Annotated in this window: 22 protein-coding genes; 18 read left to right on the top strand and 4 right to left on the bottom strand. The window is 28.7% G+C overall.

Going from position 1 to position 20,205, the window contains the following annotated elements; all coding sequences use genetic code 11:
* Positions 1 to 13 precede the first annotated feature (13 nt).
* From IAA47_01270 to IAA47_01260, 3 genes are all read right to left on the bottom strand, one after another.
* Positions 14 to 2,218, bottom strand: coding sequence for a penicillin-binding protein (locus IAA47_01270; GenBank protein ID MBU3841626.1), 2,205 nt, complete (start codon positions 2,216 to 2,218; stop codon positions 14 to 16).
* Between the two features lie 9 nt (positions 2,219 to 2,227).
* Entirely contained in the window at positions 2,228 to 3,289 is a 1,062-nt protein-coding gene (rlmN, locus tag IAA47_01265; GenBank protein MBU3841625.1) for a 23S rRNA (adenine(2503)-C(2))-methyltransferase RlmN, read from the bottom strand.
* Between the two features lie 114 nt (positions 3,290 to 3,403).
* Complete coding sequence (locus tag IAA47_01260) at positions 3,404 to 4,528, bottom strand: alanyl-tRNA editing protein (GenBank protein ID MBU3841624.1); 1,125 nt, start codon at positions 4,526 to 4,528, stop codon at positions 3,404 to 3,406.
* Positions 4,529 to 4,773: 245 nt separating this feature from the next.
* Here IAA47_01260 and IAA47_01255 point away from each other — a divergent pair, with 245 nt between their 5' ends.
* The 16 genes from IAA47_01255 (at position 4,774) to IAA47_01180 (ending at position 18,134) form a co-directional block, all read left to right on the top strand.
* Positions 4,774 to 5,616, top strand: a complete 843-nt coding sequence (locus tag IAA47_01255) for a fumarate hydratase (protein ID MBU3841623.1) — start codon at positions 4,774 to 4,776, stop codon at positions 5,614 to 5,616.
* 20 nt (positions 5,617 to 5,636) lie between these two features.
* Entirely contained in the window at positions 5,637 to 6,194 is a 558-nt protein-coding gene (locus IAA47_01250; protein MBU3841622.1) for a Fe-S-containing hydro-lyase, read from the top strand.
* A gap of 183 nt (positions 6,195 to 6,377) precedes the next feature.
* Positions 6,378 to 7,067, top strand: coding sequence for an ATP-binding cassette domain-containing protein (locus IAA47_01245; GenBank protein ID MBU3841621.1), 690 nt, complete (start codon positions 6,378 to 6,380; stop codon positions 7,065 to 7,067).
* Between the two features lie 2 nt (positions 7,068 to 7,069).
* Complete coding sequence (locus tag IAA47_01240; GenBank protein MBU3841620.1) at positions 7,070 to 8,002, top strand: ABC transporter substrate-binding protein; 933 nt, start codon at positions 7,070 to 7,072, stop codon at positions 8,000 to 8,002.
* Positions 7,980 to 8,729 (top strand): ABC transporter permease subunit, encoded by a 750-nt coding sequence (locus tag IAA47_01235; protein MBU3841619.1) that lies wholly within the window; start codon positions 7,980 to 7,982, stop codon positions 8,727 to 8,729. Before IAA47_01240 ends, IAA47_01235 begins: the two co-directional genes overlap by 23 nt.
* Positions 8,726 to 9,403, top strand: a complete 678-nt coding sequence (locus IAA47_01230; GenBank protein MBU3841618.1) for an ATP-binding cassette domain-containing protein — start codon at positions 8,726 to 8,728, stop codon at positions 9,401 to 9,403. The genes IAA47_01235 and IAA47_01230 overlap by 4 nt, the downstream gene beginning before the upstream one ends.
* Before the next feature lie 55 nt (positions 9,404 to 9,458).
* Positions 9,459 to 10,313 carry a S1 RNA-binding domain-containing protein gene (locus IAA47_01225; protein MBU3841617.1) on the top strand — a complete coding sequence of 285 codons (855 nt, stop codon included), beginning with the start codon at positions 9,459 to 9,461 and terminating at the stop codon, positions 10,311 to 10,313.
* Between the two features lie 30 nt (positions 10,314 to 10,343).
* Complete coding sequence (locus tag IAA47_01220; GenBank protein MBU3841616.1) at positions 10,344 to 10,688, top strand: signal peptidase I; 345 nt, start codon at positions 10,344 to 10,346, stop codon at positions 10,686 to 10,688.
* Between the two features lie 192 nt (positions 10,689 to 10,880).
* A complete protein-coding gene (locus IAA47_01215) occupies positions 10,881 to 11,753 on the top strand; it encodes an RluA family pseudouridine synthase (protein ID MBU3841615.1) in 873 nt (290 codons plus the stop codon).
* Between the two features lie 81 nt (positions 11,754 to 11,834).
* Positions 11,835 to 12,410, top strand: coding sequence for a carbonic anhydrase (locus tag IAA47_01210; protein ID MBU3841614.1), 576 nt, complete (start codon positions 11,835 to 11,837; stop codon positions 12,408 to 12,410).
* Positions 12,411 to 12,422: 12 nt separating this feature from the next.
* On the top strand, positions 12,423 to 13,223 hold the full coding sequence (locus IAA47_01205) for a DUF368 domain-containing protein (GenBank protein MBU3841613.1): 801 nt from the start codon (positions 12,423 to 12,425) through the stop codon (positions 13,221 to 13,223).
* Positions 13,224 to 13,237: 14 nt separating this feature from the next.
* Positions 13,238 to 13,669, top strand: coding sequence for a septal ring lytic transglycosylase RlpA family protein (locus tag IAA47_01200; GenBank protein MBU3841612.1), 432 nt, complete (start codon positions 13,238 to 13,240; stop codon positions 13,667 to 13,669).
* A 97-nt stretch (positions 13,670 to 13,766) separates the two neighbouring features.
* A complete protein-coding gene (locus IAA47_01195; protein MBU3841611.1) occupies positions 13,767 to 14,522 on the top strand; it encodes an SDR family NAD(P)-dependent oxidoreductase in 756 nt (251 codons plus the stop codon).
* A 53-nt stretch (positions 14,523 to 14,575) separates the two neighbouring features.
* Positions 14,576 to 15,742, top strand: coding sequence for a hypothetical protein (locus IAA47_01190; GenBank protein MBU3841610.1), 1,167 nt, complete (start codon positions 14,576 to 14,578; stop codon positions 15,740 to 15,742).
* A gap of 11 nt (positions 15,743 to 15,753) precedes the next feature.
* Positions 15,754 to 17,004 (top strand): aminotransferase class I/II-fold pyridoxal phosphate-dependent enzyme, encoded by a 1,251-nt coding sequence (locus IAA47_01185; GenBank protein ID MBU3841609.1) that lies wholly within the window; start codon positions 15,754 to 15,756, stop codon positions 17,002 to 17,004.
* Between the two features lie 167 nt (positions 17,005 to 17,171).
* Positions 17,172 to 18,134: an FUSC family protein gene (locus IAA47_01180; GenBank protein MBU3841608.1), complete on the top strand. Its 963-nt coding sequence runs from the start codon at positions 17,172 to 17,174 to the stop codon at positions 18,132 to 18,134.
* 104 nt (positions 18,135 to 18,238) lie between these two features.
* Here the strand turns inward: IAA47_01180 and IAA47_01175 are convergent, their stop codons facing one another.
* A complete protein-coding gene (locus IAA47_01175) occupies positions 18,239 to 18,571 on the bottom strand; it encodes a DMT family protein (protein MBU3841607.1) in 333 nt (110 codons plus the stop codon).
* Positions 18,572 to 18,760: 189 nt separating this feature from the next.
* Between IAA47_01175 and IAA47_01170 the strand changes: the two genes are divergently transcribed.
* Positions 18,761 to 19,567, top strand: a complete 807-nt coding sequence (locus IAA47_01170; protein ID MBU3841606.1) for a histidinol-phosphatase HisJ family protein — start codon at positions 18,761 to 18,763, stop codon at positions 19,565 to 19,567.
* Positions 19,568 to 19,633: 66 nt separating this feature from the next.
* A complete protein-coding gene (locus tag IAA47_01165; protein MBU3841605.1) occupies positions 19,634 to 20,062 on the top strand; it encodes an META domain-containing protein in 429 nt (142 codons plus the stop codon).
* Positions 20,063 to 20,205: the final 143 nt, after the last annotated feature.

Raw genomic sequence — 20,205 nt, 5'->3', positions numbered from 1 at the left:
TTATAATTTACTATTAATTACCTAATAATCTTTGGAATAAAGAGTCATTTGTTCCACTATTTTGTATTTTATTTTCTTGAGAAGGTAATATACTATTCTTCTCATTTTCAATCTGATCTACTTCTTTAAAAGAGTTTTCTTTTGCTTCATCACTCTTTGTTTTATAACCTGCTTTTTCAAATACTCCAGCTATTCCATTACTATATTTATCATCTCTCTCTAACTCTAATTTTCCTTTTCTTATGACAAAATCTCTTCCCTTATCCAATTTTAATCCTGTATTAAGGGCTAAAGTTTGCATAACTAAATCTCCATTTTTTAGATAGTTATCTAGGAAAGAAAACTTAGCTTTTGTATCATAAAGATTATTATCTACAAGTTTTTGATAATATTGAGCCCAAAGAGGTGCAACTCCATTTCCTCCACTTACATCCCCTACTATTGGTGCATTATTATCGTAACCTATATAGATAGTTGTTACATAGTTTGGTGTAATTCCAGCAAACCAAAGAGTTCTATTTTCATTAGTAGTCCCAGTTTTTCCTCCCTGTTCAATTCTTCTTTTATTTGCATCATAAACAGCTGCTCTACCAGAGCTTCCAAACATTACAGAGCTTTTTAACATATAAGTTATTAAACTTGTATCTAAACTATCATATATCTTTTCTTTTTTAGGTAACTCTTCGTATAATGTATTTCCATATTTATCAATTACAGAAGTTACAATAACTGGAGATATTTTATATCCTCCATTAGCAAATACACTATAATTTAGTGCGTGTTGTAGTGGAGTATTTTCAAAGGAACCTAAAGAAGCTGTTAAATCATCTGGAATTTTTAAATTAGGATCAAGTTTTGCTATATTTCTTTTTACTGTACTTATCCCTACCTTATCTAACAGTTGAATAGAAACTGTATTTACAGATCTATCTAATGCTGTAAGTAGTGTTAAATTTTTATTATATCTATTTCCGTAGTTTTTTGGTATCCACTTACCATACTGTAAATATCTATCCTCTATTACGGAGTTTAACTCATATCCATTTTGTAAAGCTGTAAAGTATAAAAATGGTTTAAATGATGAACCCATTTGTCTTTTAGCCATAGTAGCTCTATTAAAACCACCATCTTTGAAATTTTTTCCAGCAACAAGGGATATAACATAACCGTTGTTTGGATCAATCGTTACCATTCCCCCCTGTAAATTCTCTCTTCCCTCTTTTTTAAAGAAAGAATAATTATCAAAGGTTTCTTTAGCAATTTTTTGTATATCTAAATCTAATGTTGTATACACTTTTAATCCACCAGTATATACTAAATCCTCATCAAATTTTTCCAATAAGAATTTTTCAACAAGTCCTGAAAAATCTGGTACGTTATACTCAACTTCACTTCTTTTATTGTAAACTATTGTTGTATCTTCATCCATTACAAAACCTTTTGGCAATTTTCCCTCATTATAGAATTTATGATTTAAAGCCTTATTATACTCCTCTTCACTAATCATTCCATCTTTGTACATCTCTGAAAGTATTAATTTCATTCTCTTTAATGAGTTATTCAATTTTCTTGTTGGATTGTAAGTTTCAGGTCTATTTGGAATTCCAGCTAGTAGAGCTGCTTCCGCCAAATTAATTTGAGATATATCCTTTCTATAAAATTGTTCTGCTGCTGTTCTCACTCCATAGGCTCCAGCACCAAAATATATCTCATTTAGATATTTCTCAAAAATCTCATCTTTAGTGTATTTTCTCTCTATTTCAAAAGTTATCAAAGCTTCTTTTATCTTTCTTGCTATACTTTTTTCATGTGATAAAAAAGCATTTCTTGCTAATTGCTGTGTAAATGAACTAGCTCCTTGTGCTGCTGAGCCACTTCTTACATTTGCTATTACAGCTCCTAACAATCTTTTAAAATGTATTCCATGATGTGAATAAAACTGCTTATCCTCAATAGCTAAAAAAGCATTTTTTACATTTTGAGGTATCTCCCTAAACTTTGCAACCTCTCTTTTTTCACGGGATATGACATCTATTACTCTGCCTTTTCTATCATAAACAGTAGTAGGAATAGAGGGAGAATAATCCTCTATTAAGTTTGAAATATCTGGAAGCTCCTTATAATACTTATATACTAAACCAAATACAGCTCCAGAAGCCAGTATTCCCCCTAAAAATACAACTACTAAAAATATTTTTAAGTATGTAAGTTTCTTCATAGCCTCCTCCTACTTAGTAGTATTTTTATTTTTTTGTCTCAATTGTCCACAAGCTCCATCTATATCTGTTCCCTTTTCTCTTCTAATAGTTACATTAACTTTTCTTACATTTTGTAAGAAGTTTACAAATCTTTCTATTTTCTTATCAGATGGTCTTGTTAAATCTGTTCCCTCTACTGGATTACAAGGTATTAGATTAACAACATGGTCAAAATCATGTACAAAATCTGCTAAGGCATTGGCATCAGCTTCAGAAACATTGAAATTATTAATTAAAATATATTCAAATGTAATTCTTCTCTTAGTTTGTCTTTGATACTCTTGTAATACTGCATGTAAATCCTCTAATGGATATCTTCTATTTATAGGTATGATCTCATCTCTTTTTTCATTAATAGCAGAGTGAAGTGATACAGCTAACTCCACATGAGCTTTTTCTAACAGTATTTTCTCTATATTTGGAACAATTCCAGAAGTTGAGATTGTAATCTTTCTTTTTGAAATATTTATTCCATTTTCATTTGATAATATTTCTAGTGCTTTTAAAACATTAGTTAGATTTAAAAGTGGTTCTCCCATTCCCATAAATACGATATTATTTAAGTTTTCTCCCTGTTTCACAAGTCTTCTTTCTACAGTATATACTTGGTTGATAATCTCACTTACATTTAAATCTCTTACAAATCCCCCTTGTCCTGTTGCACAAAAAGCACATTTTACAGCACATCCAACTTGTGATGAGATACAAAGAGTGTTTCTTTTATCTTTGTGTCTTAATAAAACTGTTTCTATAGTGTTTCCATCTTCTAATTGGAATAAAAATTTCTCTGTTTTATCTATTTTAGAAACTTGATGTTTTAATAGATTTAAAAATGGGATATAAGCTTTCTCCATAAGTAATTCTCTATCTTTTAAAGAAAGGTTTGTTACTTCATTTAAATCTCTAACTATTTTTTTATGTAACCAGTTAAAAAGTTGTTTTCCATAAAATTTTTTCATTCCAAGAGATACTAAAAACTCTTCTAATTCCTTTTGGTTAAGATTTAATAAATTTATTCTTTCTGACATTATTTCCTCCATAAAGCTTTTATTTAACGATACATTATATCATACTTTCATAGTAAACACAATATTAAAGGAATATATACTAGTAATTTATTTTAGTTTTGTTTTACTCCATTATTTTTAGAGAGTAGAATTTTTTAAATAATCAAGTAAAATACCCTTTATCTCACTCTCTTTTATCTCTCCTTTAAAATTTCCTTTACTCTGATTTCCTCCACCTTTTATATTTGAGTATTTATTTGTCAAAAATTTTATAAACTCTTTACAATCAAACTCTTGAGCTGATATTGAAAAATTACTTCCACTTCCTGTGAGAAGAATGTTATTATCTCCCATATATTTTACTAAAAATTGTGCAACACTACTATCACCAAAATAGAAAATTGGTTGATACTTCCCTATTTTTTCACTCTCCTTTAAAAGTTTAGTTGCTAAAAGCTCACTATATTGCATAGCTAAATTTTTATATTCACTCTCTACCTTTCTCTTTTCTCCAATACTTTTATCTACCATCTCTATTATCTCTTTATCTTTGCAACTAAAAGTTTGACACAACTCTCTTGATAATTTATGCTTATTAGAGTAATCCTCTATAGCTCTTTTTCCTGCAATAAAATAGAATCTTGTATAATTTCCTTTTACTTTTTCTTGGTTTATAATTTTAAACAGTTGAATATCCTTAGTATTCTTTACATGAAAACCAGCACAAGCCCCTAAATCAATCTCAGGTATCTCTACAAATCTCACATCACCAGTAACTTTTTCCTTAATTGCTTTACGAAGTCCTTCTATATTTCTTGCCTCATCATTATCCATAACAAATATTTTTAGTTCTTTTCCATCTCTTATGACTTCATTAACTCTATTTTCTAAGTCAACTACAATCTCATCTGTTATTGTATTAGAGTCTAAATCTACAGTCGTATACTCCTCTGCCATTCTAAAACCTACTGTATTTAATCCATATATATTGTAAGCTAAAGCTGAAAATATATGTTGAGAAGTGTGTTGACATGCTATATCCTCTTGTCTTTGTGTATCTATCTCTATCTCATACTCCTGAAGTTCAAGTTCTCTGTCTACAACAACTCCATTTTCTTTAACTTCAATAACTTTAGCCTCCCCTATACTTCCTCTATCTCCAAGTTGTCCTCCCTTTCCATCTATATAAAAAGCTCCATTTGGTTCTAGTTCTAAAATATATCCATCTTTTATCTTTTCACACTTTTTTACTAACACTCTCATTTTTTAACCTCTTTTCTAATATTATTATATTGTATTTTTTTATTATATCATTTAAAAATTAAAAATTTAAATAAAATTTAATTTCTTTGAAAACTCTTTATTATATATTTCATCAATCTTTTTTACATTGATTATTTTAAAATTCTATTGACTTCGCTATTTAAAATAAGTACATTTTGTGGTATGATTGTATTAGAGATAACAATTAGCTTTTCCAAAACTTTTAAAAGAAAGGTGGTTTTTCAATGAAAGAATTAGATTTAAAAAAGATTACTGATGAAGTGGAGAGACTTTGTATTGAGGGGAACTATTTTATCGGTCAAGAGGTTTTAAATAAAATTAAAGAAGCTTATGAAAAAGAGGAATCAGAAGTAGGAAAAAATATTCTAGGACAGATCATAGAAAATGATGAAATTGCTATGAATGAACAGGTTCCTATGTGCCAAGATACTGGTATTGTCGTTGTTTTCTTAGAGATTGGTACAGATGTTAAAATTAATGGAGATATATATGAGGCTATAAATGAAGGAGTAAGAAGAGGTTATGACAAAGGATATCTTAGAAAATCTGTAGTTAGACACCCTTTAGATAGAGTTAATACTAAGGATAACTCTCCTGCTATAATTCATACTAAACTTATTCCAAACTCAGATAAAGTAAAAATAATTGTTGCTCCCAAAGGAGGAGGCTCTGAAAATATGAGTGCCTTAAAGATGTTAAAACCTTCTGATGGAATAGAGGGAATAAAAAAATTAGTAGTTGAAACAGTTAAAAATGCTGGTGGAAATCCTTGTCCGCCTATAATTATTGGTGTTGGGATAGGAGGAAACTTTGAAAAAGCTGCTCTTCTTGCCAAAGAAGCTGTTCTTAGAGATATAAATGATGTTACTTCAGATCCAATAGCAAAAAAACTTGAAGAAGAGTTACTTGAGTTAGTAAATAAAACAGGAGTTGGTCCTTTAGGATTAGGAGGAATTACCACTGCCTTAGCTGTAAAAGTCAACACCTTCCCTTGCCATATAGCTGCCCTACCTGTTGCTATAAATATTAATTGCCATGCTGCTAGACACAAAGAAGTCGAGTTATAATTACTAAGGAGGAAATAGATATGGAATACCATTTAACAACACCTTTAAAAGATGAAGATATAGCTAAATTAAAAGCTGGTGATTCTGTTAAGATAACTGGAGTAATATATACAGCAAGAGATGCTGCTCATGCTAGACTTGTAAAACTACTTGAAGAAGGAAAGGAACTTCCTGTTGACATAAAAGGACAAATAATATACTACGTTGGTCCTACTCCAGCTAAACCAGGAAAACCTATAGGAAGTGCTGGTCCAACAACTAGTTATAGAATGGACGCCTATGCTCCTGCTCTAATAAATGTTGGACTAAAGGGAATGATTGGTAAAGGAGCTAGATCTAAAGAGGTTAGAGATGCTATGGTTTCTGAAAAAGCTGTATATTTTGCTGCTGTTGGAGGAGCTGCTGCCCTTATAGCTAAATCTATAAAAAAATCAGAGCTGATAACATATGAAGATTTAGGTGCTGAAGCTTTAAGAAGACTTGAGGTAGTAGATTTTCCTGCTATAGTTATCAACGATATCTATGGAGGAGATCTTTACCAAGAAGGACAAGCTAAGTGGAATAGACTTGATAAGTAATAACTAAATTATTATTTTAAATTTTTGGAAAATTGAGAGTGTTTATCTTTAAATTACTCTTGATTTTCCTTTTTTATAATTTCCAGTAATTTTTACTCTCTTCTCCTTTACTCTTTTTGTTTACTTAGTATCTTTAAAGTGTTATAATATAGTATGAAATAAATTTTAATGGAGGGAAGCTAGATGAGTAATTGTATTTTAACTGTTGATGATTTTTGTTTATCTTATAAGAATAGAAACATTTTAGAAAACCTTTCTTTTTCTGTTGAAAAAGGAGATTATCTAGCTATTGGTGGAGTTCCTGGTTCTGGTAAAAGTACTCTTATTAAGAGTATCCTAGGACTTATAAACAGCGGAATAAGTGGAGATATTCATTACCACAATCTAAAAAAAGCTGAGGTGAGCTATATTCCTCAAAACTCTATACAACAAAAAGAAAATTTTTTAGGAAGTGTGAGAGAAGTTGTTGCCGTTTCTCTTCTGTCCAAAAAAAGAGGAAAAATCTTCAATGATGAAGATTGGGAAAAAGTTGATTCTCTTTTAAAAAAATTAAATCTTTTTGATATAAAGGATAATAAAATAAATAAATTAACAAAGGGACAGTTACTTAAAGCTAGTTTAGCAAAACATCTAATAAATGAGCCAAAACTTCTCTTTATAGATAGCCCTAGCTCTACCTTAGATATAAAATATAAATTAGAGTTCTATCAAATTTTAAAAAACTTTTGTGAAACTGATAACCTAACTGTTATATTTATAACTCATAACATAAAGGAGATTTGCCAGTATGCTAATAAACTACTCTTTTTAAAGAAAAAAGATAGAACATACTACTTTGGAAATCCCCAAGAATTTTTTAAAGATAAGGAGTAATTATGCTGAAAAAAAATTTACTAATCCTATTTATTTTACTTAGCCTAAGTGTATTTGCTGAAACCATAAAAGTAGTAACTCCAGATGGCTTACCAGCTCTTTCTTTAGTCAATATGATGGATACTAAGAAGATTGATAATATTCAACTAAATTATAAAGTTGAAAAGATGTCTGATGCTTTAATTGTAGATATGTTAAAAAGAGAGGGAGATATAGCTATTGTTCCTTCTAATTTTTCTGCACAACTTTATAATAAAAAATTAGGTTATAAAATCCTTGGTACTATTGGTTGGGGTTCATTTTATGTAGTCAGTAGAGACAATATCAACTCATTAGAAGAGTTAAAGGGAAAAGAGGTATATACCTTTGGAAAAGGTCTTACACCTGATTTAATATTTCAATCAATTTTGGAGAAAAAAGGGATTAACAAAAACAGTATCAAGATAAATTATCTCTCCAGTGGTAACGAGGTTGCTTCTCTATATTTAGGTAAAAAGGTAGACACTATTGTTATCCCTGAACCTATGTTGAGTAAAGTACTTAGTAAAAGTCCAACTTCCACTATTGTAGCTAACTTAAATGATGAGTGGAAAAATATTACTAACTCTGATTTAGGTTACCCTCAATCTACTCTTGTTATAAAAGAGGAGATATATGAAACTAATCCAAAATTTGTAAAAGAATTTATTAATAAACTTACTGAAAGCATTTCAAAACTTTATAAAAATAGTGGAGAAACAGTTGAAAATGTAAAGAGAAACAGTCTTAGTATTGATACATCTGTCCTTGATAAAGTACTTACTCGTGCCAATATTTTTTACACTCCTATTATTGATTGCAAAGAGGAGTATAATAACTACTTTAAAATATTGGAATTAACAAATAAAAAAGTTATAGGGGGAAAGTTACCTGATGAAGAGATATTTGCAAAATAGCTCCAAGATATTATCACTCATCTTTTTCTTTATTATTTGGGAGGGAGTTGCCTTTTATATAGACAACTCTCTTCTTTTTCCAAGGATAGGTGAGATAGCTAGCTCTCTTAAAAATATACTTATAGAACAAAGTTTTATTTTTGTCCTTTGGAACACTTTAAGTAGATTTTTTATATCCATAATTATATCTTTAGTACTCTCTATAATTTTGGCTGTAATATCATACAATTATAATTTTATACAATTAATTCTATCTCCATTTATAATTTTTTTAAGGGCAGTTCCCACTATTGCTATAATCATACTTGTACTTATTTGGAGTAGTGTTGAGGTAGTTCCAATAGTAGTCGGAGTATTAATACTATTTCCAATACTCTATGAAAGTATTTTAGGTGGAATAGAAGGGGTAGATAAAAATCTAATAAAAATGTCTAGAGTATTTAAAGTCTCTAATAGAAGAGTTATTAAGGATATATTTATTCCAAGTATCTACTTCTCTATCTCTCCTAGTCTTCCATCTTATATAGGACTTACCTTTAAAGTTATCATAGCAGGAGAAGTCCTTTCTCAAGAAAGTTTATCTATAGGTGGAGAGATTTTCATCAATAAGATATATTTAGAGAGCCCTAATATTTTTGCTTGGATTATAGTTATAATATTCCTTAATTATATTCTAGAAAGAGGATTAAAACTTTTAAATAACAGATTTTGTAGGTGGAAAAGATGAAAGTTATCAATATTAAAAAAAATTATGGAGAAAGGAAGATTTTAGCTGGAGTATCCTTTGAGGGAGAAGAGGGAAAAGTGACAGTTATCCTTGGAGAGTCTGGTTGTGGAAAATCTACACTTTTAGGTATACTTTCTAATAATATCAAAGACTTTTCTGGAGAGATTGTATTTGATAGAGATATTAGTTCTGGTATCTCCTATATTTTTCAAGAGGATACCCTTATTCCTTGGAAAACTGTGTATGAAAATATAGAGTATGTACTCAAAGATAAGATTTCTGCTTCAGAGATGAGAACTTATATAGAAAAATATCTCAAAATGGTTAATTTGTTAGAGTATAAAGATGAATATCCTGAACATCTCAGTGGTGGAATGAAAAGAAGAGTTGGAATTGCTAGAGCCTTTGCATACCCTAGTGATTATCTCTTTATGGACGAGCCCTTTGAGTTTTTAGATATTAAAACTAAAGGGGAGATAATAGAGTATTTTAAGTTACTACAAGAAGAAAATAAAAAAACTGTACTATTTATAACTCACGATATTGAATCAGCTTTAAAAATTGGAGATAAGATAGTGGTATTTTCTTCAAAACCAACAAGAGTAAAAAGAGTTTTTGACACTGTTACCAACAATGAAAAATTGAGTGATGAAATTAGAAAAATCCTCTTGTAAAAAAATATAATTAGATATATAATAAGTACAGATTAATAGATAGAAGGAGATTTTAATGATAAAAATAGGAAAAAGACAAAAATTAGTTATAAATAATTTTGCAAGTGTTGGAGCTTATCTTGATGCTGGAACTGGAGATAGTAAAGATAATATCCTACTTCCTAACAACGAGTTAGAGGATAGAGACCTAAAAGAGGGAGACGAAGTTGAGGTTCTTATCTATATGGACTCTGAAGATAGACCAGTAGCTACTTTCAGAAAAACAGAAGCTATAGTTGGAACATTAGCTAAGTTAGAGGTTACAGATGTACACTCTACTCTTGGAGCTTTTATGGATTGGGGATTAAAAAAAGAGTTACTACTTCCTAAAAGACAACAAGAAACTGATGTAGAAGTTGGAAAAAAATATCTAGTTGGAATATATGAAGATAGTAAGGGAAGACTTTCTGCTACAATGAAAATATATAAATTTTTACTTCCTAGTACAACAATGAAGAAAAATGATATAGTATCTGGTACTGTATATAGAATAAATGATGAGATTGGTGTCTTTGTAGCTGTTGAAGATAGATACTTTGGACTTATCCCTAAAAATGAGTACTTTAAAAACTATAAAATAGGTGATGAGATAGAAGCTAGAGTTATCAGAGTTAGAGAAGATGGAAAACTTGACCTATCTCCTAGAGAGTTAGCATATTTACAGCTTGATAAAGATGCTGAGCTTATTTTAGAAAAGATGAGAATTTTAAAGGACAGTTTTAGATTTAATGATAAAACTAATCCTGACCAAATAGTAAACTATTTTAATATGAGTAAGAAAGCTTTTAAAAGAGCTATTGGAAATCTATTAAAACAGGGTAAAATAGAAAAAACTGAAGATGGGTATTTTAAATTAGTTGATAAAAAATAATATATAAAAATATTTAAGGAGGAAAACATTATGTTAAGTTTTATTATCTATGTTATCTTAGTAGCTGGTATGTGGAAAATGTTTGAAAAGGCTGGTATAGCTGGTTGGAAAGCAATAATCCCTATATACAATATCTATTTGGAAACTGTATATATTGCCAAAAAAGAGTGGTGGTATGTAATACTATACTTTATTCCAGTAGTAAATATCTTTGCACTTATAAAAATTCATATGGAAGTTGCTAAAAATTTTAGAATTTCATCACCACTTGCATTCTCTTTAGGAATGACATTTTTAGCTTTCATCTTCTATCCTATATTAGGATTTGGAGATTATAAATTTGTTTGCGGTGATAATGCTGAAATAATCGATTAATATAATTAATAAATTAAATAAGCTTTGAATTGAAATAGGGAGAAAATTTACTCTTAATAACTTTTTGAAAGAGAAGAGATTGGAGTAAAACTTTCTTCCTCTTTTTTATGAAAAATTTTAAATGTATAGTCATATACTTTATTTTGAAATTATGCTATAATAAGTAGCACAAAATTTTATGGAGGAAATAAGATGTCAAAACATAATACAAGTTTTAAAGTTGATAAAGATAATGAGCTAATGAAGTTTTTAATTGAAAAAATGCCTCAAAATAGCCGTAATAGTATAAAATCTCTTCTTACTCAAAGAAGAATTTTAGTTGATGGTAAAGTAGTATCTCAATACAACGCTCCTGTTAGAGAGGGACAAATAGTAAGTATAAACAAAACTAAGATTACTAAACATAATCTTGAAGGTGTATCTATTGTCTATGAGGACAATGATATCTTAGTTGTGGAAAAAGAGAGGGGTATCCTTTCTATAGCAACTAAAAATGAAAGAGAGAAAACAGCATATAATATTCTTAAAAACTATCTAAAGGAGAAAAATCCTAAAGATAAAATATTTGTAGTACATCGTTTAGATAGAGATACCTCTGGAATAATGATATTTGCTAAAAGTGAAAAGGCTCAAGATATATTACAAACGACTTGGAATGACTCAGTAAAAGAGAGAACATATGTTGCCTTGGTAGAAGGGAGTGTAAAAAAAGATAGTGATACAATCATATCATACTTAGCTGAAAACAAAGCTATGATAACTTATTCTACTGATAATGAAGAAGAGGGAAAAAAAGCTATCTCTCATTATAAAGTTTTAAGAAAAAATAGAAATTACTCTTTACTTGAAGTAAATATAGAAACTGGCAGAAAAAATCAAATACGTGTACATATGCAAGATTTAGGACATAGTGTTGTCGGAGATAAAAAATATGGTTCTGCTAAAAATCCTATAAAAAGACTAGGACTTCATGCTCATACAATCGTATTCACACATCCGCTAACAAAAGAGTTACTATCTTTTACAAGTAAAATCCCTGATTCATTTTTATCTATTTTTAAGTAAATAGATAACTTGACATAGTTTGATAATTAAGTTAAAATATCCTAAATAAAAACTTACTGAAATTTTTTATGAGGTGATTTGATGGAAACTTTAAACAATCTAGAAGAAATTTTAAAATTTAACAAGGAATTTGTTGAAAATAAAGAGTATGAAAAGTACAATACAACAAAATATCCTGATAAAAAAATTGCTATACTTTCATGTATGGATACAAGACTTACTGAACTACTACCTAAGGCTTTAGACTTGAAAAATGGAGATGCTAAAATCATAAAAAATGCTGGTGGTACTGTTATTCATCCATTCGGAAGTGCTATGAGAAGTTTACTAATCTGTATCTATGAATTTGATATTAAGGAAATTTTTATAATTGGACACTATGACTGTGGTATAAGTAGTATGAATACTGATAAATTAATCAAAAAAATGATTGATCAAGGTATTGATATAAAAACTTTAGATACTCTTTCTCGTGCTGGAATAAAAGTTAAACAATGGTTACATGGATTTGATTGTGTTGAAGAGTCTGTAAAAGAGAGTGTAGCAAAGGTAAAAAATCACCCACTTATGCCAGATAATATAGCTATTCATGGTCTAATTATGGACCCTGAGACTGGAAGATTAGATGTAGTAATTAATGGATTTGATTATATTTAGTGAGGGGATGAGATGTTACAACTTTTTTTAAAGGGAATTATTATTGGTATAGCTAATATTATGCCTGGAGTATCTGGGGGAACTTTAGCTATTATTATGGGAGTGTATGATAAACTTACTGAAGCAATTGGTAACTTTCCTACTGCTCCTATTAAGAAAAAGATAGAATACATAAAATTTTTATTACAAATTGGAAGTGGAGCAGCAATTGGAATAATTCTCTTTGCAAGAGTTATTGAATTTTGTTTTACTAACTACCCTAGAGCTACTGCTGGAGGATTTAGTTTACTTATCCTTCCATCTATTCCTTATATTATAAAAGGAGAAAATAAAAAAGATATTAAAAATATCCTATCTTTCTGTTTAGGAGCTTTTCTTACTTCAATCTTTGTATATTTAGATTATAAATTAGGAAAAGATGGTCATTCACAAGAGTTGGTTACTGTTATTACTACTAGCTATGCCTTAAAGCTTTTTGCCTGTGGTGGAGTGGCTGCTGGAGCTATGATTATACCTGGTATATCTGGTTCTCTACTACTTCTTATGTTAGGAGAGTACTACAATATTTTAGGATTTATTAATAAGTTTTTCTCTAATCTTATCCATATAATGAGTTATTCATCATTATGGGAAATTATAACAAACTTATATATTATTCCACTGACAGCTTTTAGCTTAGGAATGTTGATTGGACTTGTTCTTATCTCTAAACTTATAAATATATTACTTCAAAAACATAGAAGTGTTACACTATTTTTCATAACAGGAATAATAGTTGTATCAATTTTACAAATTTGGTTAAGTCTATATTAATAAAATTTATATAAATGGGAGAGGATAGTGTGAGATATTTTTTATTAAGCTTAATTCTAATGCTTTTTGTTGCATGTACTTCTACTGGAACAGCTAGCTGGTATGGAAAGGGATTTGAAGGAAAATTAACTGCTAGTGGTTATGTTTTTGATTCAAATCAACTTACTTGTGCCTCAAATGAATATCCTTTTGGAACTGTATTAAAGGTTACAAATAATGAAAATAAAAAATCTGTTTTAGTCGTAGTTACAGACAGAGGTGGTTTTGAAAAATATGGTAGAAAGATAGATTTAAGTAAAGCTGCCTTTTCAAAAATTGCTTCAACAGCTAATGGATTAATAGATGTAAAAATTGAAGTAGTTAGTCAAAAAAATACTTTCAAATATAAACATGGAAGTCCTAAATTTACTTCAACTGAGTATAAAAAATATATCAAAGGAATATAAAATGAAAGAAAGAGAGGGTTTTCTAATTTTAAGCTATTAAAGCTAAAATGATTAACTCTCTTTTTTATTATAATATAAGTTAATAAGGAGTTTAAAAATGAAAGTTTTAATTACTGGAGCTACTGGTGGTATTGGTGAGGAGATTATAAAAGTTTTTTATAAAAATAACTATGAAATTATAGCAGTTGGAAGAGATCATAGCAAATTAAAATATTTAGAAGAGATTTATAATGTTAAAAGCTATGCTCTCAACATTGATATTGAAAAAGAGATTGATAAATTTTTGAATGAGATAGATAATGAAAATATAGATATTCTAATCAATGGTGCTGGGATTGGTGAGATTGATTATTTTGAAAATCTTGAATTTGATAAAATTAAAAAATTAATAGAGGTAAATAACCTCGCTCTTGTAAAATTTACTCACCATTTCTATAAAAAAATGGTTTTAAAAGGCGAAGGAAAGATTGTAAATATCTCCTCTACTGCTGGTTTTCAACAGGGTGGACCACTTATGAGTGTATATTATGGAACAAAAGCCTTTGTAAACTCTCTGACACTATCTCTTTATGAGGAGGGAAGAGATAGAGGTATTGAAGTATATCTACTTGCTCCTGGCCCTACTAAAACAGGTTTTAAGGGAATGGATAGAGAACTTTCAAAATTTGAAAAACTCTACGTTACCACTCCTGAAGAGGTAGCTAATGAATTATGGAAAGGTATTCAAAATAAAAAGAGTATTATCATTCCCGGAAAATTAAATAAACTCCTCTATTTTCTTGATAAATTTATTCCTTTAAAAATTAAATTAAAATCTTTAAAAAAAATTCAAGAAAAAAAGATAAAAAAATAGTTTTATTTTTTCGAAAAAATGGTATAATATTTTTGTTAAGTTTTGGAGGTGTTATGAAAAAGTTTTTTATTCTTTTTATACTTTCATCTTTTCTATGTAGTTGTACATATTTTCAAGTAAAAGATGCAATAAAAAAAGCTGATAACGGAAATTATGTAGCTTCTCTAACAGAGCTTTACAATATTCTTAAAGAAAATAGTGAAGATAGAAGAGCTCTAGATGCTTTCGAAGTAATCTATCCGAATGCAGAAAAACAATATTATGATGAGCTAGATATTACTCGTGGTAGAGATATCATAGGGTATACAAAGGCTCTTCTTAACCTTTTGAGAGTTCAAGAGATATACTATAAATTGCCAACCGCAAGTAAAAACTCTATAGCTATTATAAAACCACCTCAAGCTGAAAGAGTAGATATAAAAAAGGAGTTAGCTCAAAGCTTTTTTACAATAGGTAATGGTACTCGAACTGAAACATATGAAGAGAAATTGAGAGCCTTTGGTTACTTTTCTCAAGCTAAAATATATGATTTAGATTTAAGAAAAGACATTGATGAAAAATATATAAGTAGTAGAAATTCAGCTTTAGGAAAATTTTTACTAATCTTTAATGGGGAGAATAGAGCTTTTAATAATAATTTAAAAACTCTTTTTAATGAAAATTTTAAAAATTACCCGCTCTTCTCCATTGGAAATAGCAAAAATTATAACTTAAAGTTCGATATAAATATCTCTAATATTCTCTATTTTCCACCACAAACAACAGTGCAAAGTGGTATAGATAGCTATATTGAAAGAGTCAGAAAAACAGTTATGGAAAAAGTTATAGAAACTAAAATAGTAGATGGAAAGGCTATACAAGTTGAGAGATGGGTTCCTGTAGAGAGAGAGGTTGAGGTTGAAATATTTTACAGATATGTAAAACACATTAAAACTACAGCTATGGAATACCAACTAGATTATAATTTAATAGAAAAAAATGGTTATTCTATCTCTACAAATAGTAAAAAGATTGCATATGAAGATAGAGCTGTTTGGTATGAGTATTATCCTCTTCGTCCTTTTCCATATGGAATAAGACCATTTAGATTTCCAATAAGTGAATCTGAAAAATATGTTATGAACAGAGAACAGCTTGAAAGACAGGTCCTACTTCTTGGAAATGAAGAGTTAAATGATGTATTAAAAAAATTAGATTCTAATAGAATAATAGATTGGTAAGGAGGAAATAAATGTTAGCAAAAGACTTGGGAGAAAGAAAACTTATAGATAAGGTATTTAGTACGGCTAAAAAAGCTAAGGAAGCTATGGTAACTTTTGGTGAAGAAAATGTAGTTAATGCCACTATAGGTTCTCTTTATGATGAAAATGGTAAATTAGTTGTATTAAATACAGCTATGGAGGTATTTAGAGAACTGCCAGCAGAAGAATTAGCTGGATATGCTTCATCTTTCACAGGTGCTCCTGAATACAATGAAAGTGTAAAAATTTCTCTTTTTGGTAGAGATTATAAAAATTTTTTTAATGGACATCACCTTGAGGTTATTGCAACTCCTGGAGGAACTGGAGCAATAAGTAATAGTATAAAAAACTATCTTAATTACGGAGATACAATACTTTTACCAAAATGGTTATGGAGTCCATATATACTGATGGCTAAAGAAAAAAATGGAAGTTGTGATTTTTATACTCTTTTTAATAAAGAAAATAAATTTGACCTCAAGGATTTTGAAATGAGAGTAGAAAAATTAGCAAACAAACAGGATAATGTTGTTATTATTATCAATGACCCTTGTCAAAATCCAACTGGATATAGATTATCTATTGAAGAGTGGAAAGAGGTTAGAAAAATTTTAATCTCTGCTTCTAAATTAGCTAATATCATTCTTATTTTAGATGTTGCCTATATTGATTTTGATGATAGAAATAATGAAGAGAAAAAAGAATACTTTGAAATCTTTAAAAATCTTCCAGAAAATATTTTAACTATTTTTACTTTTAGTCTATCAAAATCTTTAACTTGTTATGGTATGAGAGTGGGAGCTCAAGTGGCTCTTTCTACTTCTAAAAAAGTTATTGAAGAGTTCTATGATGCTAACTCTTTTAGCTGTCGTTCAACTTGGTCTAATATCTCTAGAGGTGGAATGAAGATGTTTAGCAATATTATCTTAGATGAAAAAAAGAGTGCTCAACTTGAAAAAGAGAGAGAGTTCTATAGAAATCTTATAAAAGAGAGGGCGGATATTTTCTTAACTGAAGCTAAAGAGTGTAACTTAGAAGTTCTTCCATATATAAGTGGTTTCTTCCTTGCTATTCCAACAGGTGAGTATACTCTAAAGGTTGAAGAATTACTTGAAAAAAATCATATCTACACTGTGGTATTAGATAAGGGAATAAGAATAGCAGTATGTAGTGTTACAAAGAAAAAGATAAGTGGTCTGGCTAAAAGAATAAAATCTATTATTGATGAGGCTAAAAAATAAATATATATTAACCTAGCATAATAAAATTATTTTAACATTATAAAGAGAAGTGTTGCTTTTAATTATAAGAAAGTAATCTCTTCTCTTTTTTATTCTCTTAAACTCAATGTAGATTTATAAATATAAATATGTTAAAATTAATTAGTAATATTAAAATTGGAGGAATTATGAAATATATAGACCATAAAGTTATAAAAACAGCTATAGGAACTTTTATCTCTATCTATCTTGCAGAACTTTTAGGAATAAAATTTGGAGTAACAGCTGGAGTAGTTACAATAATAAGTATTCAAGCTACTAAAAAAGAATCTTTAAAAATTGCATTGGAGAGATTTATAGCTTCTCTTATTGGTCTTTTTATAGCTGTTGTATTTTTTGAAGCTCTAGGCTATACTCCCTTTGTCTTTGGAATATTTATTTTGGTATTTATGCCTATTTGTCTTAAATTTAACCTATTTCAAGGTTTTTTAGCTACAGTAGTATTAGCTACTCATATATTAAGTTTAAAAACTGTTTCATTTGATATAGTAAAAAATGAAATATACATACTTCTACTGGGAATTTTAGTAGCTCTCATCTTAAATTCATATATGCCTAATATGAAAAAAGAGTTAAATGAAAAAAGAAAAAATATAGATTTGCTTATGAAAACTCTTATTAACTATTTTGGAGATGTTTTAATTACTGGCTCTGTATTCATTGATGAAGAAACTCTGTTTAAAGAGCTAAAAAGTGAATTAGATTCAGCTAGAGATATAGCCTTTAAAGAGTTTAACAACGATATTTTTACTAGTTCAAGAGAAGAGATTGAGTTTTTTCAAATGAAAAGAAGTCAATATAAGGTTCTATTAAGAATGAGAAATCATTTTTATCGTTTCTATATAAGTAGTGCCCATGCTCATATCATATCTGAATTTACTAGAAAGGTAGCTGATGCTATAGGGGTAGATAAACTCTATCAAGAGGTATTAGTTGAATTAGAAAATGTAAGAGAGATATTCAAAAATATGCCCTTACCTCAAACAAGAGTTGAATTTGAAAGTAGAGCTATGCTATTTCAATTTTTAAATGATATTGAAGTATTTTTAGAAATCAAAAAAGATTATATGAAGAAAATAAAAAAGCCGTAGATATTATTCTAGGGCTTTTTTATTTTTAATGAAATCATTTTAGAACCATTCTAAATAAAGATATCTTGTTTATACGTATAAAACAAGCTTTTCTACAATTCAAGCTATTTTTTAAACATAAAATATACTGCCCCTATTAAGCATAGAAAAGCATATATGTAGTTTAATTTAAACTCTTGTTTTAAATAAAGAACCGAGAATCCAGAGAAAACTACTAATGTGATTACCTCTTGAATTATTTTCAGTTGAGCTACTGTAAAAAATTGTGATCCTATTCTATTAGCTGGTATAGAGAAACAGTATTCAAAGAATGCTATTCCCCAGCTACTAAGTATTGCAAACCATAGAGCACTATGTGTATTTTTTAAGTGTCCATACCATGCAAAAGACATAAAAATATTTGAAATAAAAAGTAAAGCTATTGGTAGAAATTTCATAAATTTTTCCCTCCTTAAATATATTTAGCTAAAAAATTTTATACCTTTTCATAAAAAAAATCAATATTTTATTTTTAAATTTATAAAAAATTTTTGAATATTTTTATAATAAAAAAATAAAATACTATTAATCTTAAAAATGTGGTAAAATACTTAAGTAAAAGCTTTATAAAATTTGAGGTGAGATAGATGTTTATAAATGATTATCATATTCATAGTGAATTTTCTGGAGATTCTAAACAGGATTTAAGAGAAATATTTGAAAAAGCTATATCTCTTGGATTAGAAGATATAGCTATAACAGACCATTTAGAGTATGATATTGAGGGAATAACTGATAATTGGATTTTGGATTTAGATAAGTATGTTCAAACTATTCTTAATTATCAGAGAGAATATAAAGGCAAACTTGATATCAAACTTGGAGTGGAAATAGGAATACAACCACACACTAGAGAGTACCTAGAAGCTCAAGTTAATAAATATCCTTTTGATTTTGTTATTGCTTCTACTCATGCTATTAATAGACACGATTTAGCTTGGGGAGAGTTGCAGAAAACAAGAAATAAAGAGCAACTTCAACAATATTATTTTGAAACTGTATTAGATAATGTTAAAAACTATAATAATTTCTCTGTGTATGGTCATATGGATTTTGTTACTAGATATGGTGGAGAGGAATATAGAGGGTTAGAATATAGAAAAAATGCTGATTTAATAGATGAGATTTTAAAAATATTAATATCTAAAGGAAAGGGTATTGAAATAAATACTTCTGGTTATAGATATAAAGAGGATAGATTTTATCCTTGCAAAGATATTATTAAAAGATATCATGAGTTAGGTGGAGAGATACTTACAATAGGTTCTGATTCACATATTAAAGAGCATTTAACAATGGATTTTGATATTGTATATGAATTTTTAAAAAGTATTGGAATCAAGTATATATGCAGTTTTGACAAGATGAAACCAATATTTAAAAAGTTAAAATAAAGTTGCTATTCTCTACTAAATATGGTAATATATTATTGCAATTTATAAAATAAAGGAGAGATAAGTATGAAAAAAAATTTAGTAATATTAACACTTGCAGGAGCTCTATTAGGTGGATGTTCTGCTCTTGAAAAAACAAATGCTGCAGCTGAAAAAGTAGCTAATGCAACTCAATCAACTCAAACTTATGTAGATATCAACTCTATAAGTGGAAAAGAGTTTACTCTTGAAAATTCAGATATCACTATCACATTTGAAACTGCAAAAGTATACGGGTTCTCTGGAGTAAATAGATATTTTGGTTCTATTAAAGTAGATGGAAATAAGATAGCTATTGAAAATGTAGCTTCAACAATGATGGCAGGAACTCCAGCTAAAATGGAAGAGGAGTCTAACTACTTAAAAGCTCTTGCTGAAGTAAACTCTATCTCTATAGATGGTAATACTGTTACTTTATCTGGAAACGGAAAAACTTTAAAGTTCTTAGGAAAATAGTTTAAAATTGCTTGTAACTACTCAGCCAGTAAATTAATTTAAGAAAACTCAAAGAATTGTGTAATTTATGAAGAGAAGTTAGATTAACTCAGTGAAATCGAATGCTAAAAAATTCAATAAGTCGAAGACTTAACCCTTGCATT

Origin of the sequence: Candidatus Fusobacterium pullicola, assembly GCA_018883725.1 — a bacterium.
GTDB classification, from domain to species: Bacteria; Fusobacteriota; Fusobacteriia; order Fusobacteriales; family Fusobacteriaceae; genus Fusobacterium_A; species Fusobacterium_A pullicola.
The sequence above is the reverse complement of the archived record's forward strand: the minus strand, read 5'-3'. Positions and strand labels throughout refer to the sequence as shown.

Bases quoted from the DNA above. Each gene is read 5' to 3' on its own strand.
- IAA47_01225 (MBU3841617.1), top strand. From the start codon at position 9,459: ATGATAAAAATAGGAAAAAGACAAAAATTAGTTATAAATAATTTTGCA.
- IAA47_01260 (MBU3841624.1), bottom strand. From the start codon at position 4,528: ATGAGAGTGTTAGTAAAAAAGTGTGAAAAGATAAAAGATGGATATATT.
- IAA47_01190 (MBU3841610.1), top strand. From the start codon at position 14,576: ATGAAAAAGTTTTTTATTCTTTTTATACTTTCATCTTTTCTATGTAGT.
- IAA47_01220 (MBU3841616.1), top strand. From the start codon at position 10,344: ATGTTAAGTTTTATTATCTATGTTATCTTAGTAGCTGGTATGTGGAAA.
- IAA47_01175 (MBU3841607.1), bottom strand. From the start codon at position 18,571: ATGAAATTTCTACCAATAGCTTTACTTTTTATTTCAAATATTTTTATG.
- IAA47_01165 (MBU3841605.1), top strand. From the start codon at position 19,634: ATGAAAAAAAATTTAGTAATATTAACACTTGCAGGAGCTCTATTAGGT.
- IAA47_01210 (MBU3841614.1), top strand. From the start codon at position 11,835: ATGGAAACTTTAAACAATCTAGAAGAAATTTTAAAATTTAACAAGGAA.
- IAA47_01250 (MBU3841622.1), top strand. From the start codon at position 5,637: ATGGAATACCATTTAACAACACCTTTAAAAGATGAAGATATAGCTAAA.
- IAA47_01200 (MBU3841612.1), top strand. From the start codon at position 13,238: ATGGGAGAGGATAGTGTGAGATATTTTTTATTAAGCTTAATTCTAATG.
- IAA47_01270 (MBU3841626.1), bottom strand. From the start codon at position 2,218: ATGAAGAAACTTACATACTTAAAAATATTTTTAGTAGTTGTATTTTTA.
- IAA47_01170 (MBU3841606.1), top strand. From the start codon at position 18,761: ATGTTTATAAATGATTATCATATTCATAGTGAATTTTCTGGAGATTCT.
- IAA47_01185 (MBU3841609.1), top strand. From the start codon at position 15,754: ATGTTAGCAAAAGACTTGGGAGAAAGAAAACTTATAGATAAGGTATTT.
- IAA47_01235 (MBU3841619.1), top strand. From the start codon at position 7,980: ATGAAGAGATATTTGCAAAATAGCTCCAAGATATTATCACTCATCTTT.
- IAA47_01255 (MBU3841623.1), top strand. From the start codon at position 4,774: ATGAAAGAATTAGATTTAAAAAAGATTACTGATGAAGTGGAGAGACTT.
- IAA47_01195 (MBU3841611.1), top strand. From the start codon at position 13,767: ATGAAAGTTTTAATTACTGGAGCTACTGGTGGTATTGGTGAGGAGATT.
- IAA47_01245 (MBU3841621.1), top strand. From the start codon at position 6,378: ATGAGTAATTGTATTTTAACTGTTGATGATTTTTGTTTATCTTATAAG.
- IAA47_01240 (MBU3841620.1), top strand. From the start codon at position 7,070: ATGCTGAAAAAAAATTTACTAATCCTATTTATTTTACTTAGCCTAAGT.
- IAA47_01205 (MBU3841613.1), top strand. From the start codon at position 12,423: ATGTTACAACTTTTTTTAAAGGGAATTATTATTGGTATAGCTAATATT.
- IAA47_01215 (MBU3841615.1), top strand. From the start codon at position 10,881: ATGTCAAAACATAATACAAGTTTTAAAGTTGATAAAGATAATGAGCTA.
- IAA47_01230 (MBU3841618.1), top strand. From the start codon at position 8,726: ATGAAAGTTATCAATATTAAAAAAAATTATGGAGAAAGGAAGATTTTA.
- IAA47_01180 (MBU3841608.1), top strand. From the start codon at position 17,172: ATGAAATATATAGACCATAAAGTTATAAAAACAGCTATAGGAACTTTT.